The sequence below is a fragment of the Halomicronema sp. CCY15110 genome (genome assembly GCF_016888165.1).
Classification (GTDB): domain Bacteria; phylum Cyanobacteriota; class Cyanobacteriia; order Phormidesmidales; family Phormidesmidaceae; genus Halomicronema.
Window position 1 is genome coordinate 75,774 of the sequence record NZ_JACSWC010000433.1, and the last position, 15,776, is coordinate 91,549.

Below are 15,776 nucleotides of genomic sequence, written 5' to 3' on the forward strand. Positions count from 1 at the left end.
AGAAATTGGCGGGCAAGTTGCATCACGGGAGGGGGAGTGGCTGAGGGGTTGGGTAGCTGGGTAGCTGGGTGGTTGCTGTCCAGGTGTCGGTCGCTGGTGAGGGTGCCCCTTAAAAATGCGAACTTAGGAATGGGGATTCAATTGAGTGTGGACAGCCGTCTCGGCTGTCTGAGAACAGGTAAAATACCCGCCCGACAAAACTTGAATTTTATACAATCCTGCTTCCTTAGCCCGGCTCCAAGCGAATCAGACGACCGTTGGACTCATCGGTAAGGACGTAGATCAAGCCGTCTGGCCCTTGGCGCACATCGCGCACCCGTTGCCCAATGTTGATGGGGGTTTCGTTAATCACAGCACCAGAGTCATCCAACTCAATGTGGCGCACGTCCTGGGAAACGAGGCCGCCCGCAAACAGGTCGCCTTGCCAGGGGGCAAAGGCCTCGCCTTGGTAGACCAGCAGACCGGAGGGGGCGATCGCGGGTGTCCACACAATCAATGGATCGGCCATGCCCGGACGCGATCGCTCCGTGGTGATTTCGCCGCCGGAATACTCGCGGCTGTGGGTGACCTCAGGCCAACCATAGTTGCCCCCAGCTTCCACAAGATTCAGCTCATCGCCGCCGCGCGCCCCATGCTCGGTCGACCAGAGGAGATCGCTCACCGGGTCGTACATCAGCCCCTGGATATTGCGATGACCATAGCTCCAGATGGCCGGGTTCGCGCCGGGGGTATCCACAAAGGGATTATCCGCCGGGATCGAACCATCGTCATTGAGCCGGATAATTTTGCCTAAATGACTGGCCAAATTCTGAGCCTGCTCACGAATCAGGTTGCCCTCTAGCTGCAAAGGGGGATTGCCCCCGTCGCCAATGGAAATCAGCATGGTGTTGTCGGGCAACCAGGTGATCCGCGAGCCAAAGTGCTGCCCCCCCTGCTTCGAGCGATTCACCTCAAACAGGACTTGCCAATCCGAGAGCGCCTCGTCCACCAGTCGGGCTCGGGCCACGCGCGTTTGGTTGGCCGAGCGATCGCCCTCGGCATAGGTGAAGTAGACCCACTGATTGTCGGCAAACTGCGGATGCACCGCGACATCCAACAGCCCCCCTTGCCCCGTGGTCAAAACGCCGGGGACGCCCGCCACCGGGGTTGGCTCTACCGATCCCGGGCGAATCAGGCTCACGCGTCCCGGTCGCTCGGTAACAATCATGGTGCCATCGGGCAACCAGTCCAGCCCCCAGGGATGTGCGAGGCCATCGACCAGCACGGTTTGCTGGATGGTGGGGGCTTGGGCGATCGCGGCGGGCGACTCATCGGCAGCGATCGCGGCTGTCGTGGCCTCGTCGGTGTTGGCGGCAGACGAGTTCGGCGCACTGGTCGCCATCTCGTCTGCCAACTCAGCCGCACACCCCGGTAGGAGGGGCGCAGCCAGCAAAATTCCCAGTGTCAATGTCAACCCGTAGCGGTTCATAGCGTATCCGTGGCTTAATCGTCAGCTTGGCATCTAGCGCCGACACAACTGCCCAAAGCTTTGATCCTTTTGGGCGGTCAAGTCATCTTGATTCTAAAGTGTCCGTTTCGCGGTGGGGGCAAATCTCGCCGACCTGCCGCCAAGTATTCTCCCCAGGGCGTCAGCATTGGCTCCACCGCACGATGCTAAGGGACTTGCGCGCAAAAAAGCTCCCCATGAACCGAGTTTCGACTCCGCTCAACTCTCGATGCTGGTAGGGTGAGCGAAGTCGAAACCGGATTGAACGGGGACTTTATTTAGTTGCCGATCCCTAACTGCCCGATCAAATGCTCTAGGGTGGCTCAAATCGATTATCCTGCGGGCAACGAGTAGTGTAGATAGAAGCGATGCCCATCATTCGCGATCGCTATCCCAAAAATTGGCATAGCCTGGCACTGCAAATTAAGCACGAGGCGAAGTGGTGTTGTCAGCAGTGTCAGCGCCCCTGTCGTCAGCCCAGCGAACCGTTGGCTCAGTTGCAACACCGGGTGGAACGATGGCGACAAACGCAGACGCCCCGGCCCGACAAGTTTGAAGTGGCCCCGCGACGGTATCTGCTCACGGTGGCGCACTTGGATCAGCAACCCAGCAACCAAGACCCCAGTAATCTCAAGGCACTCTGCACCGTCTGTCATCTCCAGTTCGACAGTCGGTTTCGCGCCAAGCAGCGACGACTCAAGGCGGAGTTCTTTGGCCAGCTTTCCATCGATGATGCTTGGCCCGAGGGCCTGCAACTCTCGCTGATGCCCCAGGCGGTGTCACCGTTTAGCCTGCCGCGTCAGGGGGCGGCTCCCGTTGAGGGCAAGGGCACGTCGCGATCAGGGCCGCAGCCCGGTGCGGTGGAGGGCGATCGCGAAGACGCGGCCGAACTGACTGACATGCCGTAACCCTGAGGAGTGCACAGCTGACGGCATCAATAAAACTAGCAAAGCATACGTATCTCCACTGATAAAATGCGCTTCGATTCAGTTCTTGCCACCGAAGAAATAAACTTTGTTTGCAGTCTGAAAGAATTGATCCCGTCGGGGTTATTCTAATAAAAAGAAGCGTTTAGCTTCGATTTCAAATGACCGTTCAGTCCACGTTAAATAGGAGGTTCGCTATCGATTTAACGTCTGAAACGTCATCACAGGCAACAGCATCCAATCAGGTTTTTGATATCTCCTCTAGCTTGTAGCATGGGAGTTTAGTCTCAGATATTGCGGGGCGCGAAGTCACCGAAACAGTTATCGAGACGGCTCTGTAAAGGCTCAATCAATGTCGGGAGATCCCTCAACGAGACCGTTCTGGGTGCTGTTGTCGTTTTAAATTAATTCTTATGCCAAATCTCTTATTTAAACCTCGATTTTTTTACTTTGGTGAGCTAAAGATCTTGATTTTCATCAATCCTTAGCTAGAGTCTAAATATTATTTTTGGCCTATTGGGAGTGCGCTCTGATGGTTGCTCTAGCTGCATGAAAATGCTAGCGGCGATCGCTCCGGTGGCTGCTAAGCAACGATTGTCCGAACCGTTCGGGTGAGTCTGTCGCACTCCATCACTAAGCTGATCTTTCTAGGGGATGACCTTCGACTCTGCAATGATTGATCCCGCAGTAAAAAGCCTCCCCTGACTGTCGCGACAGAGGAGGCATGACCTTTCGGTCAGAAAGCCATCTGGTGATGGCTGTTTATAGAGTGCCCAGATCGGTGGGGGTTCTAGTGATCAGCGGGGGCAAACCAGACAAGATTTTTCGGCTCCTCTTTGCTCGTCCTGGGAGAGCTGGGATCACGAGCTGGGGGAGACGTTGATTGGAGAGAGTACGCACGAGGCTCGCGATCGCCCTATCAAGACCAGCGACAGCGATTTTCACCTTGATATCTGACCGACCCTGAGTCGAGCAATATTCGGGAGCGCCCAGCTCGACATCTCAGAGCGCAACAGCTATGCGCGCATTCGGTAGCCCATGCCGCGCACGGTTTCGATACAGTCATCGCCGAGCTTTTTGCGCAGATAGCCCACGTACACATCCACAATGTTGGAACCCGGATCATAGTCATAGCCCCATACCAAGTCGAGCAACTGCTCGCGGCTGAGCACCTGGCCGGGGTGACGCATAAAGGTTTCCGTGAGGGTAAATTCGCGGGCAGAAAGTTCCACCGAGTGGCCGGATACGTGGACGCGGCGGGTGAGTTGATCTAACCCGATTGCCCCAACGGTCAAAATATGGTCGTTTATTGTGGCTTGGGGCTGAGCGTTGCGCAGGCGAGCCTTGATCCGGGCTAATAATTCTTCAAACCGGAAGGGTTTGGTGACGTAATCATCGGCTCCGGCAGCAAAGCCATCGACTTTGTCATGGATATCATCCCGAGCAGAGAGGACAATGATGGGCTGGGCAAAGCCTTGGCCCCGCAGTTCATTGAGCAACACCATGCCGTCTTGGTCGGGTAAACCCAGATCCAAAATCATGAGGTCGAAGTCGCCCCCCAGGGCCAAGTTCGCGGCTTGGGCGGCATTCGGTGCATGGGTTGTGGTGAAGCCATGAGCCTGCAATCCCTTAGCTAAGAACGAGACAATGCGGGGTTCATCTTCGACGATTAAGAGGCGACTCATGCTGGCAAATCTGGAGGGGGCTGGTAGGGCAGCACCAGGGTAAATGTTGCGCCCTGACTGGGTTGGCTGGTGAGCGTGACGTTCCCGTCGTGAGCAATCGCAATGGCCTGTACGATCGCGAGACCGAGGCCGGTGCCTTCGGGATGGGGGTGACGGCTGTGTCCCCGCACAAAACGCTCAAAAATACGCTGTTGGTCGGCGGCGGCAATGCCTTCGCCAGTATCTGTGACCCACAGGTAAATCCGCCCCTGGCGTAGTGCGGAGCCCAGGGCAATCGTATCGCTGGGGTCGGTATGGTGAATCGCGTTTTGTGCCAGATTGACGATCGCCTCAGTCAGGCGTTGGCGATCGCCGACAAATTGCCCTGTACCCAGCGCCTCTAACCGCCAGTGGCGATCGCCCAGGGTCGTGATTTTGGTAAACAGTTCCTCGGTAAAGAGGGTCAGGTCGATTACCTGGGGGGCCAAAAAGTCGGGGCGTTCGGCCTTGGCCAGCAGCATGAGCTCGTTGATAAACCGACTGATGCGATCCAGCTCATCCAGCACAATATCGAGGGTTTCCTGTTGTTCTTCAGGAGTGGAGCCCATCAGCTCCAGGTGACCGCGAATGATGGTGATCGGGGTACGTAGTTCGTGGCCGACATCGTTAAGCAACTGCCGCTGGCTTTTAAAAGTGGCTTCCAACCGATCCATCATGTCGTTAAAGGTGATGGCCAGTTCGGCAATGTCGCCACTGCCCCGAATGGGAATACGCTCGGTGAGATTAGCGTCACTGATTGAGCGGGCGGTTTGGCTAAGGAGGTGCAGGGGCGCGAGCACTTTGCCAGCAGCGAGCCAGGCTAGGAGGGAGGCGATCGCCAGCACGCTCAGCGATACCTGGGTCACCGTCTTCACCGCTTCATTGACCTCTTCTCGTTCGCCAGCGGTCAGATAAGCGACAACAAAAACATTTATTTCAGCCCCGGTTGCTCGCTCGGGCGGCAACTCCGGATCATGTTGAACGGGTGCGGCCTGATACAAAATGCTGCCCGAGGGCGTGGTTGCCATGCCCTGGTGCGATTGGTTTAGGCTGGCCCACTGTTGCATCAAGGGGCGATCGGGTTGGAGGGCTGTCGGCAGTGCCAGGGAACTCGCCCGGTAAAATTGACCATCCACAATCGTGATTAAATACTCGTCATCTTCCGGAATATTGCGGGACAGGAACACATCAAAAACTGCGGCAATATCGTTGCCAAAAGGTTGCCCGGTCTCCGGATTGTTGCCGTCTCTGAGTTGGCGAAATTCTTCAACTTCGAGCTGCATGGATTGTTGAATGCGGTCTTCGAGTTTGGCAAATAGGATCTGCCGGATTACAAGCACTGACGACATGCTTGACAGTGACATCAGCACTAAAGACCAGATGAGAATGCGGGTGCGAGCTGCTCCAAAGATTTGCCACCATCGCCTTATTGCAGCTTGGGGAACGTATGTGGGCAAGGTTGTGTCTCTTGGTTATCTCTCGTGAGCTGGTTACTTCTGGGATGGACTAAAAACCTGTCATACCAAATCCGACCCACATAACCCTGAAACAGCATAGAGCTTCGACAAGCTCAGCTCGAACGCACCAGATTCGAATCAGGGGTCATCAAATAGGATTTGGTATCAATGACGCCGGTTTCTGAAGTCATGGGCCGCTGTTTCAGCGAATCTCTGTCTAAAGGGCGATCCTGTTTATGATGACCAACGTTAACTTTTATAAAGGAAAAATCACTGTTACTCAAGGTTAACCATATGGCAAACTCAATGTTTCCAAAGCGTCTGGTCGTCGGCCTGATTGGATTAGGCGCGATCGCCACCTTAGGAGCCTGCCAAGCACCTTCTGACACTGCCGTCGAACCGGCAGACGAAGGGATGGCTACCGAAGAACCTACCACTACTGAAGAATCTGCCGGCATGGAATCCGCAGGCACTATCGTCGATGTGGCCGCTGGTAACGAGTCCTTTAGCACTCTGGTTCAGGCCGTTCAGGCAGCAGGACTGGTTGAGACGCTCTCGGCGGAAGGGCCTTACACCGTCTTTGCGCCTACCAATGAAGCCTTTGCTGCTCTACCGGAAGGTACTTTGGATCAGCTCTTGCTGCCTGAAAATCAGGAAACGCTCACCCAGATTTTGGCCTACCACGTGCTGCCCCAGGCAGTGCCCGCAGCTGAGGTAATGTCGGGCGATGTCGACACCGTTGCGGGGTCGCCGATATCGATAAATGTGGATGATGCTACTGGCACTGTCATGGTGAATGAAGCCACTGTGGTGCAGGCTGATGTGTCGGCGAGTAATGGCGTGATTCACGTTATCGATCAGGTGCTGCTGCCGCCTGACTTGCAGCTCTAAGCCAACCTAGCTGTTTAAGCATTGGTGCAATCCCCAGAGACTTTGATCGTCTGGGGATTTTTTAGTGACTTATTTCCTGCCTCAATTGCTGCGATCGCGTTTCGCAAAGGGTCAGAATTGCTGCCGTCAAATGACGGCGAGCAGGGATGCGGTTACTGATGTGAATGTGACGCACGAGGCTCAGCACGGTGTAAAGCTCAATGGCTCTATGAAGTTGGTTGATCTCAACCGTATGTTTATCGGCACCGGCGGAGAGCCAGGCTCGCATAAAGGCTTCTCTGAAGGCGGCTTCCTGGTCACCCATGGCAGTGGGATCACCCGTTTGCCGCAGGCTCTGCTCGGTGATGTGGGCGATAAAGTTGCCGATGTCGATCGCCGGGTCACCTTGGCAGCAGAGATCTAGATCGATCAGCCAGAGGCGATCGCGATCGACCAGGATTTGGTCGGGGTAGAAGTCGCGGTGAATAGGGTAAGTGGGTAGGTGAAGTCGGTGGGTAGGTGAGTGGGCGAGGGTGTCGCAGGTTTGCAGGAGGGTGGTGAGGCGCGATCGCCAGTGGGGATGTTGGTCGGCAACGAGGGGGAGGCGATCGTGCAGGATGCGGAGTTCGTCGGTGAGGGTGTGGGTTTTGGGAGTGGGGATGGGGGTGTGATGGAGTTTGTGGGCCAGGGCGGCGATGCGGCGGGCGAGGGGGATGCCTGCATCGGTGAGCAGTACGTCGGTGGCGGGGATGCCGGGAACCTGGCGCTGGAGCCCCATGTGCCACTTGGGGATGACGCCGAGGGGCTCAGGCACGGAGAAACCATCGGGGCGATCGGCGGCCCAGCCCCCATTCCAGAGGGCTTGCTGGATTTTGTAGCTGTTCCAGTCGGTGCCTTTGGCGCGAATTTTGCCCAGCAGGGTGAGGGGGCCGGCTGAGGTGTCGAGCTGATACTTGATCAGGGCGCGGCGTCCGGGCTTGTGGCGGATCAGAGTAGCAGCAGTGACCTCACGCAGGTTGGGGAAGATGGGCTGGAGCTGAGTCTGGGCCTGGTGCAGATCAAGGGCGTCAGCTAGGAAGGGGATTTTGGGGTCTAAGGCAGAGGTGCTGAGGGTCACGGGGGAAATCTCATCTCGGGTGGCAGCTAAAGAACTCCGGCTTTTTCAAAAAGCCGGAGTTCTGGGTGGTGAGCCATTAACTCATCGGGGTCACTTCCTCGCGAATGGCCGATTGCATGCGAAACAAAGCGGCGTAAGCTCCATTGCGTTGCATCAGCTCGCAGTGAGTGCCTTGTTCTAAAACCTGCCCCTGCTCCAGATACAGGATGCGATCGGCCTGGGGGGCCAGGTGCAAGTCATGGGTAATGAGAAACGTGGTGCGATTTTGGGAGAGCCTGCGCAGCGCATCCACCACTGCCTGTTCGTTGGCCTGGTCGAGGCCCGTGGTGGGTTCATCGAGAATCAGGATGGGGGTACGGCGAATGGCGGCGCGGGCGATCGCGATCCGCTGTCGCTGCCCACCGGACAGGGTCGCCCCCCGTTCTCCCACCACCGTGTCGTAACCCTGGGGCAATCGGGTGATGAACTCGTGGGCATTAGCTAACCTTGCCGCCGCTTCGATTTCGCGATCGCTGACTCCGGCAATGCCGTAGGCGATATTTTCCCGAATGGTGGCGGCAAACAGCAGACTCTCCTGCAACACCACGCTGATTTGGGGACGCAGGCTATCCAGGGTGTAGTCGCGAATATCCTGGCCGTCGATCAGCACCCTGCCGCTGGTGGGATCATAGAGCCGCAGCAGCAAACTCATCAGGGTAGACTTGCCGCTGCCGGAAGGGCCGACCACCGCTACCTGCTGCCCCGGTCGCACGGAGAGATCAATCCCCTGCAGCACGTCATGGCCCGGTTCGTAGGCGAAGTGGAGGTTGTCCAGCCGCACCGCTCCTTTGAAGATGGGGGCGGGTTGGGCCTGGGGCCGGTCATCCACCTCTGGGGTTTGCTCCAGCACATTTAAAATGCGCTCCCCGGAAGCCGCGGCTTTAGCCAACCGTCCGGTGTACTTGGCGAAGTTCTGCACGGGTTTGAAAGCATTCTTCAGGTAGGTCATAAACACCAGCACATCCCCTGGCGTCAAGGCATCCTGGATCACCAGGCGGGCACCGTACCACAGCACCAGCGCACTTCCCAGGGCAATTAGCACATCCACGGTGCGCTCCAGGTGGGCGGCGAGGCGCTTGGTGGCAACGCTGTCTTCCAGGCTGCGGCGGTTTTGCTGGGAAAAGACATCGGCAAAGGCACTTTCCAGAGACAACGCCTGCACCAGCTTGATCGCCGCCAGGGATTCCGCCGCCGTCGCCGCCACCGCCCCCTCCTGCTGCCGCTGCTGATAGGAGGCGTGACGAATCTGCTGGCTAAACCGGGTAGCCGCCAGCCAGAACAGAGGAAACGTCACCAGGGAGAGCAGGGTCAGTTTCCAATCCAGCCAGGCCATGACGATCACCATGCCCGTCAGGGTGAGAATGCTGGTCACCAGGGGCAGGGCGGCGGTGAGCAAAATTTCCTGCAGGCGGCTAGCATCGCTGCTGACCCGGATGATCAAGTCTCCGCTGCGCGCCTGGTAGTGGTAGCCCAGGGAGAGCCGTTGCAAATGGCGGTAGATGCGATCGCGCACCCGCATCATCACCCGACTGCCCACGATCGCCAGGCTAACGGTGCTCCAGTAGGCGGCGATCGCCCGCAGTCCGGTAATGGCGACGATACTCGCCACCGCTGCTGTCAGCAGTAATACTGGGTCCACTGTCGTGAGCTGGGGCCAGGGTAAGCGATCGCTCTGGGCCGGAATCAGCACATAGTCAAAAATCACCTTCAGAGGCCAGGGTTCCAGCACCCGCAGCCCCACCTCAGCTAGCAGAGCCATGCCAGAAACCACCAGCAGCGGCCACTGGGGACGAATATCCGGCCAGAAATGACGCACAATACGCCCCAGTCCAGGGATTGCTTGTTGAATCGGAGCCGTTCGGTTCATCGGTTGATTTCGTCAAATGGTATTGAGTCTGTAAACGCAAAAAGCTGCCTTACCGTAGGTTGGGTTGACATCAGGAAACCCAACGTTCTCGGAAATGTTGGGTTTCGCTACCGCTCAACGCCAACCGACAAAGTTCAGAGGAGTGTCCAAACGCCATCGCCAAAATCCGCTCGACCACCTTTTCCCAGGTGTGGTGGGCCAGAATGTATTGCCGCCCTGCCTGCCCCAACCGCTGGCGCAACTCAGGAGAATGATATAGATGCTCCAGCGCTTCAGCTAACGCCCCCTCATCCCCTGGCGGGCACAACCACCCGGTTTGACCGTGGGTGACCAGATGGGACAACTGCCCAAGGTCGCTGACCACCACTGGCAACCCCGCCGCCATATATTCCACCACTTTCAGCGGTGAGAAGTAGAAATCTAGATTGGCGGGATAAGGTGCGACTGCCACATCCATCGCCGCCAGCAGGGCGGGAATCTCGGTGGGAGAAACCGCTCCGGTCAGGTGAGTCACGTTTGACAAATCCCGTTGTGCCAAATCGGCTCGCAAGGAATCACGCTGGGGACCGTCCCCCACAATTAACAGCCGCGACTGGGGGATGCGTTGATGCAGTTGGGCGAAGGCGTTCACCAGATGGGACAGGCCATGCCAGGGTTTGAGAGAACCGACAAAGCCGACGGTAAAGGTATCTGGACTTTTAGGCATTGCAGATTCTACAGAGGCTGCAATGCGGTGATGGTTTACCCCATTGGGGATGACCTGCACTTTATCGGCAATGTCCCAGCGGCTGAGATAGGTTTTGACTTCTTCCGAGACGGCCACGATGCTGCTGGCGGCCCGAAACACGCGATCGGCTACCTGTTCTGCCTGCTCTCGATGTACCAGGCCCCGGTGCTCGGCCTGTTCTTCAATCAAAGGAGCATTGACCTCCAAAATGCCGGGAATACCGCTGGCTTGGGCAAACTCCATAGCGCTGTAGCTCCAAAGGGAGTAGCGTTCGTAAATCAGGTCGAAGGGGCCGTTGAGTTCCAAGTCAGTCCGCAAGTCAGGATTAATGGCGATCGCTACCTGCTCCCGTATCCCCGGCTCTCCTTTGGGGACGGGAGGAAGACGATGGGTGTTCAAATCGGCCAGATCTGCCGGAGGTTCGTCACCCCAGCGCACGGCAAACAGCTCCACTGTGGCTCCCTGTTGCCGAAAGGCCCGAATCACCTCCTGCACATGGATCGAGCATCCCTTCTGGCCAAACACGGGAATCCCCGGATCAGCGCAGATGTAGGCAATACGCATAGCTTTAGACCTCCTGTAGTTCAGGTGCTGCTGTGGGGGATTGAAAGCAAGCTCTCAGCGCCGCTGCATTGCGGGTAATGTCGAACTCGGTTTCGATCAGGTGTCGGGCCTGGGTCGCGATCGCACTCCTCATTTCCGGTTGGGTCAGCAGCGATCGCAACGCGGTTGCCAACCCCTCGACATCTCGCTGCGCCACCAGCAACCCAGTGTCGCGATCGTGAATGAGTTCGGGAATGCCTGTGACATCCGTAGCGACGCAGGGCGTGCCCAAGGCCATCGCCTCCAGTAATGCGGTGGGTAGGCCATCCCGATTGCCGTCGTTGCCGATCACATAGGGAGCGGCAAATACAGCGGCTTGCTGCATCAGGGCAAATACTTCTCCCTGGGGCCGAGGGCCAACGATTTCGACCCAATCGTTCAGGTGCAGATCAGTGAGGCGCGATCGCAGCTCCCCCTCCAACGGCCCCGTGCCCACAATCTGGCAGGTAAACTCACAGCCCCACTGCTTCAGCAGGGCGCAGGCGTCAATCAGGTACAGCAGCCCCTTCTTTTCCACCAAGCGACAGACGGATAGGATACGCGGCGATCGCTGGGTAGGCGGTTGGTAGTGCAGTTCACTCAAATCGATGCCGTTGTAGATGCGGCGGACTTTCCCCGCATCGGCTCCAAACTGCTGCTGCAAATGCGTCACGTTGTAATCGCTGACGGTGACCACCGTGGCCGCATCCCGTAGCTTGCGCCGCAGATCCTCAGGCTCCACATCATCGTGAAAAATGTCTTTCGCATGGGCCGTAAAGCTGTAGGGCACCTCGGCAAAGTGGGCTGCCAACCGGGCAACGCTGGTCGCAATGCTGCCAAAGTGGGCGTGCAGATGGGTAATGCCCTGCTGTCGCATGTCCTGGGCCAGCCAGGCCGCCTGATACACCACACTGGCTCGCTCTCCGGCGGCATCGCCCAACTTGGCCCAGAGACCCGGCATGACCTTGGCCGCTTCTTGCAATTCCGCCCAGAAGTAGGTGCCGGAATTGGGGGTCAGGGTGGTAACTGAGGGATTCATGCGGCCCTGGGCGGGCTTCTTTAAGTAGGTGACCGGAGCCCGCACCCGCGCAATCTTGTCCTGAAAGTGGGTATCCGCTGGGGGCCGCAGGGCGAAGATGTGCAGGTCGATGCCTGCGGCTTCGTGGGCCAAAATTTCGTTGACGATGAAGGTCTCAGAGTAGCGGGGGTAGCGTTTGACCACGTAGGCGAGTTTGGGAGAGGGCATTGAGGGTATGAGGGTAAGGGGGTATGAGGGTAAGGGGGTAGGGGGTATGAGGGTGTGAGGGGGATGGGTGATGAGGAGTTTTGAATTTTGATTAGCTATCGGGTGCTTAGCGCCAGGGGCGCTGCTTTGCCAAAATGCTGCAATGCCCCCCTTTCACCGCATCCTGGTTTTAAGATGCCTTTGGGGTGGAAGTGGGTTGAGAGATCACCATTTGCTGCATCGCTTTCAGCAGATTGTCCAGGCCGTTGAGATTGATCGAGGGACGAACCTGGTTAGGGGCAACGGGTTGATGGAGCCATTTGGTCAACGCTTCTGGACTGAGATTATCGGGATGCAGCACATCCACCAGGCCCTGCTGGTGCAGCCGTTCGGCGCGAATCCACTGCTCTTGGCGGGGGGCGATGCGAGGTACCAGCAGGGCGGGTTTTTGGAAGGACAGGATTTCGCAGGTGGTGTTGTAGCCGCCCATGGCGATCGCCCGACTGGCCTGTGCCAGCAGCAGGGTGGGTTCTTCGAGATAGTCCACAATCCGTAGTTGAGGATTTTGGGATACCTGATCGAAAAGAGTTTGCTGCACCTCGGGGGGCATGAAGGGGCCAGTCACCAATACGCCGGTCATGCCCTCTGGAAAGGTGGCCTGGGCAAACGCTTGAGCCAGGGCTGCCCCATCCTGACCGCCCCCCACTGAGCACACCACCAGATTGTCTTGGGGCAGGTTGAGGGCATCTAGATTGGCGCGCACGCTGGGGCGGATGTAGTGCAGCCGAGAGCGTTGGTCGAGATAGCCCAGGGGCTGCATCTTCGCGGCGATGTCTGTTGGCAGGCCGTATTCCTGCCGCAGGTCGTACAGGTTGGGGTCGCCGTAAATCCAGATGGCGTCGTAGTAGTGGCGTAAGACGGCGCAATTGTCGGCTCGTCGCCAGTCTCGCCGGACGGCTTCGGGGGTATCCAACACATCCCGCAGGCCCAGCACACAGCGGCTGTGGGGCTGCGATCGCATATATTCCAGCGTCGGGTCCAGCTCGCGCATCGCGCCGCGCGGCACGTTGTCCACAATCAGCACATCGGGCTGGAAGCTTTTGACAGCGGTGCGAATGAGCTGCGATCGCAAGCCAATGATCTCTTCTACTTCCAGTCCCAAACGCCGGGACTGATACTGACCGTCTTCACGTTTGCAGAGGGCGGGTAACGTCAGACAGTCCACCCCGGCGGGAGTCGGGACATCACTGGCATCGCGCATGCCGCTAATCATCAGAATGTCGGCTGGCATGTCTGAGCTGCCGAGGGCTTGGGCGATGAGTAGGTTGCGGCGTTTATGTCCCAATCCCATCGTGTCGTGGGAATAGAGGACGATGCGCGATCGCTTGCCCTGGGGATGACCACACACACCCGCATCGGTTTCGGACGGCACCGCTGCTAGCGGCAAAGGCGGTGAATAATTGGCGGCATGCAGAGCGGACGAAGCGAGGGGGGGTGAGGTCGAGGAAATAGAAACCAAGGAAAGCTCCTTCACGGCGCAAACGATAGATGCATCTCGGGGGCGATTTTCAGTTCGACACTCAGTTGGACAGACGGGAGGAGAGAGGTTTCCTAACGTGACCAACCGATGGCAACCGGAAAACCTAGGGAGCTGATCCCAGTATCCCCGAAGGCCAGGCCACCACCAATGACGGGTTAAGCCTGGGTTAAGTATCTACAGAATGCGGATCCTCATTAAAGCTGACGTGAAGGTTTTATGAGAACGTTTTCATCTCGAAGTTCCCGCAAATTTGCCGAATTTACAGCTCAATTTGCCCAACGTTCCACTGTCACGCCAGGGGACGTGCTCACCACGAGATGCCTCCATCAGCGGCTCAGGGGTTGGGGTAGTCTGGCACAAGACATTCAGATATCAGAACACGAAACATTCAGAGCACGAAACATTCAGAATGAGGGGGGAGGCGTGATCGCCAACCACGTCACTTTAAAGTCTTCTCATAAAAGTCTTCTCATATACAGAAAGCGGCAGCAATGCCCCGTCCATCCTGGCTAACAGGACTAATCGCGCGGCCTGACTAGTAGATTTTTCTCAGAATTCTCATAAATCCAGTCATAAGTTAATGTTTAACGTTACGATAAATTACATAGACGTTCCTCGCTTACTCAGGAAAAGTTCATGACTGGCTTTATTCGTGGCTTGTTCAGCCGTAAAAACTCGAAACCCTCTGCGCCTCAGCCCAAGCAAACCGGTGCCTTCTTCTTGAGTGAAGATGACGCCAAGACTTTTGGCGACATTGACTACATGCGCTCATCGAAAGTAGTAAAGCGCACCTTTGCCCGCAAAAAGGGGCAAGAGGAATTGGAATCGGTACGGCAAATTTCGGCAATGGGGATGCGTGAGTTAGATGAGCAGGGCCTGCCCGCCCAATCGTCTAGCAGCAGCACCAGCGCTTCTAGTTTTGACGCTGCTAAGTCCACCGCTTCTTCGGATTTTCAGCGCCGCACTGCCAAAACCGACACCAGTATGGACATGTTTCGAGACATGGCGAAGGATATGAAAAAGCGCTAGCGCTTGAGTGATTGTGTTTTCTAGCTTCTGACTTTGCAGGGTGAATCCAGTGGGTTTGCCCTGTTTTTTGTGGGGAATTATCGGGGCGCGGTGCGATCGCCGCCGTTGCCAGCATGGAAGGCTAGGACAGAGGACTGTTGCAATGAGGGCATTTCTATATAATGGCGATGGTTCTTGCTGCGGGTCATTGGGAACAATCTCCCCTGGCTGAGTAAGGGCGATCGCTGATTAGAGGTGATTTCTTGGCGCAGGCCATCGAACTTTCCAGTCTTTCCAAGTGGGGCCGCCGCTCCTTTGCGGCGGTGATGCTCATGGGGCAGGTGGTCATGCATTTGATCTCCCGCCCGCTTCATCGTCGCAACACGATTGAGCAAATGGTGGCCGTTGGCCCCGAGTCGCTGATGATTGCCCTGCTGACGGCTAGTTTCGTCGGCATGGTGTTCACTATTCAAGTAACTCGCGAGTTTATCAACTTTGGGGCTGGCACAGCGGTGGGCGGGGTATTAGCGTTGACCCTGGCACGAGAATTGGCCCCGGTACTCACAGCGGTCGTGCTGGCGGGCCGCGTGGGCTCAGCGTTTGCCGCCGAAATCGGCACGATGAAGGTCACCGAGCAAATCGACGCCCTCCAAATCTTAAAGACCGATCCGATCGACTATTTGGTGATTCCTCGGGTGGTGGCCTGTGCGCTGATGCTGCCAGTGTTGACGCTACTGTCTTTCATCACGGGGATGAGTGGCGGCCTGCTGATTGCGACGAACCTGTACGGCATTACCCAAGAGGTATTTCTCGATTCGGCCCAAAACTTTCTCTCTACTTGGGATTTGATGTCAGCCCTAATCAAGGCGTTTGTCTTCGGCATCCTGATTGCGATTATTGGCGCGAGTTGGGGACTCACCACCACCGGCGGAGCCAAAGGGGTCGGCCAATCCACCACCACGGCGGTCGTCACTGCCCTGCTGGCGATCTTTATCACTAACTTCTTTTTATCCTGGCTCATGTTTCAGGGCACGGGCAGTGCGGTCTTAGGGAATATGTAAGGCCAAAGGCCGATTTTTTCAGATGGCCGGGGCATCCGGGGCGAGCTGAAAACCAACATCTCTCTCCAGGTTGTTGAGCTCAGCGAAGGCCCGATTACCCGATGGTATCGACGCCGAGCGCTATGAGGTCGCCAGGCATGGTGCTCAACTGACGTGACCGCATGTTAG

General features: G+C 57.1%; 12 protein-coding genes. 4 read left to right on the forward strand and 8 right to left on the reverse strand.

Going from position 1 to position 15,776, the window contains the following annotated elements; genetic code table 11:
* Positions 1-226: 226 nt before the first annotated feature.
* A complete protein-coding gene (locus JUK32_RS25170; RefSeq protein ID WP_204141625.1) occupies positions 227-1,468 on the reverse strand; it encodes a PQQ-dependent sugar dehydrogenase in 1,242 nt (413 codons plus the stop codon).
* Positions 1,469-1,854: 386 nt separating this feature from the next.
* Here JUK32_RS25170 and JUK32_RS25175 point away from each other — a divergent pair, with 386 nt between their 5' ends.
* Positions 1,855-2,394 carry a hypothetical protein gene (locus JUK32_RS25175; RefSeq protein WP_204141626.1) on the forward strand — a complete coding sequence of 180 codons (540 nt, stop codon included), beginning with the start codon at positions 1,855-1,857 and terminating at the stop codon, positions 2,392-2,394.
* A gap of 1,034 nt (positions 2,395-3,428) precedes the next feature.
* On the opposite strand, the gene JUK32_RS25180 is transcribed toward JUK32_RS25175, so the two are convergent.
* Both JUK32_RS25180 and JUK32_RS25185 read right to left on the reverse strand, forming a co-directional pair.
* Complete coding sequence (locus JUK32_RS25180; protein ID WP_204141627.1) at positions 3,429-4,097, reverse strand: response regulator transcription factor; 669 nt, start codon at positions 4,095-4,097, stop codon at positions 3,429-3,431.
* A complete protein-coding gene (locus tag JUK32_RS25185) occupies positions 4,094-5,479 on the reverse strand; it encodes a cell wall metabolism sensor histidine kinase WalK (protein WP_204141628.1) in 1,386 nt (461 codons plus the stop codon). Before JUK32_RS25185 ends, JUK32_RS25180 begins: the two co-directional genes overlap by 4 nt.
* A 399-nt stretch (positions 5,480-5,878) precedes the next feature.
* Here JUK32_RS25185 and JUK32_RS25190 point away from each other — a divergent pair, with 399 nt between their 5' ends.
* Positions 5,879-6,463, forward strand: coding sequence for a fasciclin domain-containing protein (locus JUK32_RS25190; RefSeq protein ID WP_239113065.1), 585 nt, complete (start codon positions 5,879-5,881; stop codon positions 6,461-6,463).
* Between the two features lie 61 nt (positions 6,464-6,524).
* Here JUK32_RS25190 and JUK32_RS25195 read toward each other — a convergent pair whose 3' ends face one another.
* The 5 genes from JUK32_RS25195 to JUK32_RS25215 form a co-directional block, all read right to left on the reverse strand.
* Positions 6,525-7,559, reverse strand: a complete 1,035-nt coding sequence (locus tag JUK32_RS25195; protein ID WP_204141630.1) for a phosphotransferase — start codon at positions 7,557-7,559, stop codon at positions 6,525-6,527.
* 76 nt (positions 7,560-7,635) lie between these two features.
* Positions 7,636-9,465 carry an ABC transporter ATP-binding protein gene (locus JUK32_RS25200; protein WP_204141631.1) on the reverse strand — a complete coding sequence of 610 codons (1,830 nt, stop codon included), beginning with the start codon at positions 9,463-9,465 and terminating at the stop codon, positions 7,636-7,638.
* 70 nt (positions 9,466-9,535) lie between these two features.
* Positions 9,536-10,756, reverse strand: coding sequence for a glycosyltransferase family 4 protein (locus JUK32_RS25205; protein ID WP_204141632.1), 1,221 nt, complete (start codon positions 10,754-10,756; stop codon positions 9,536-9,538).
* Positions 10,757-10,760: 4 nt separating this feature from the next.
* The gene (locus tag JUK32_RS25210; RefSeq protein ID WP_204141633.1) at positions 10,761-12,020 is read right to left on the reverse strand and encodes a glycosyltransferase family 4 protein; all 1,260 of its coding nucleotides are present in this window, start codon (positions 12,018-12,020) and stop codon (positions 10,761-10,763) included.
* Between the two features lie 169 nt (positions 12,021-12,189).
* Positions 12,190-13,518: a glycosyltransferase family protein gene (locus JUK32_RS25215; RefSeq protein ID WP_239113066.1), complete on the reverse strand. Its 1,329-nt coding sequence runs from the start codon at positions 13,516-13,518 to the stop codon at positions 12,190-12,192.
* Between the two features lie 657 nt (positions 13,519-14,175).
* On the opposite strand from JUK32_RS25215, the gene JUK32_RS25220 reads away from it, so the two are divergent.
* Entirely contained in the window at positions 14,176-14,568 is a 393-nt protein-coding gene (locus JUK32_RS25220; protein WP_204141634.1) for a hypothetical protein, read from the forward strand.
* Between the two features lie 242 nt (positions 14,569-14,810).
* Positions 14,811-15,608 carry an MlaE family lipid ABC transporter permease subunit gene (locus tag JUK32_RS25225; protein ID WP_204141635.1) on the forward strand — a complete coding sequence of 266 codons (798 nt, stop codon included), beginning with the start codon at positions 14,811-14,813 and terminating at the stop codon, positions 15,606-15,608.
* The last annotated feature ends 168 nt before the right edge of the window (positions 15,609-15,776 follow it).

Excerpts from the sequence above, each read along its gene's own strand:
- JUK32_RS25170 (WP_204141625.1), bottom strand. The coding sequence starts at position 1,468 with ATGAACCGCTACGGGTTGACATTGACACTGGGAATTTTGCTGGCTGCG.
- JUK32_RS25175 (WP_204141626.1), top strand. The coding sequence starts at position 1,855 with ATGCCCATCATTCGCGATCGCTATCCCAAAAATTGGCATAGCCTGGCA.
- JUK32_RS25180 (WP_204141627.1), bottom strand. The coding sequence starts at position 4,097 with ATGAGTCGCCTCTTAATCGTCGAAGATGAACCCCGCATTGTCTCGTTC.
- JUK32_RS25185 (WP_204141628.1), bottom strand. The coding sequence starts at position 5,479 with ATGTCACTGTCAAGCATGTCGTCAGTGCTTGTAATCCGGCAGATCCTA.
- JUK32_RS25190 (WP_239113065.1), top strand. The coding sequence starts at position 5,879 with ATGTTTCCAAAGCGTCTGGTCGTCGGCCTGATTGGATTAGGCGCGATC.
- JUK32_RS25200 (WP_204141631.1), bottom strand. The coding sequence starts at position 9,465 with ATGAACCGAACGGCTCCGATTCAACAAGCAATCCCTGGACTGGGGCGT.
- JUK32_RS25205 (WP_204141632.1), bottom strand. The coding sequence starts at position 10,756 with ATGCGTATTGCCTACATCTGCGCTGATCCGGGGATTCCCGTGTTTGGC.
- JUK32_RS25210 (WP_204141633.1), bottom strand. The coding sequence starts at position 12,020 with ATGCCCTCTCCCAAACTCGCCTACGTGGTCAAACGCTACCCCCGCTAC.
- JUK32_RS25220 (WP_204141634.1), top strand. The coding sequence starts at position 14,176 with ATGACTGGCTTTATTCGTGGCTTGTTCAGCCGTAAAAACTCGAAACCC.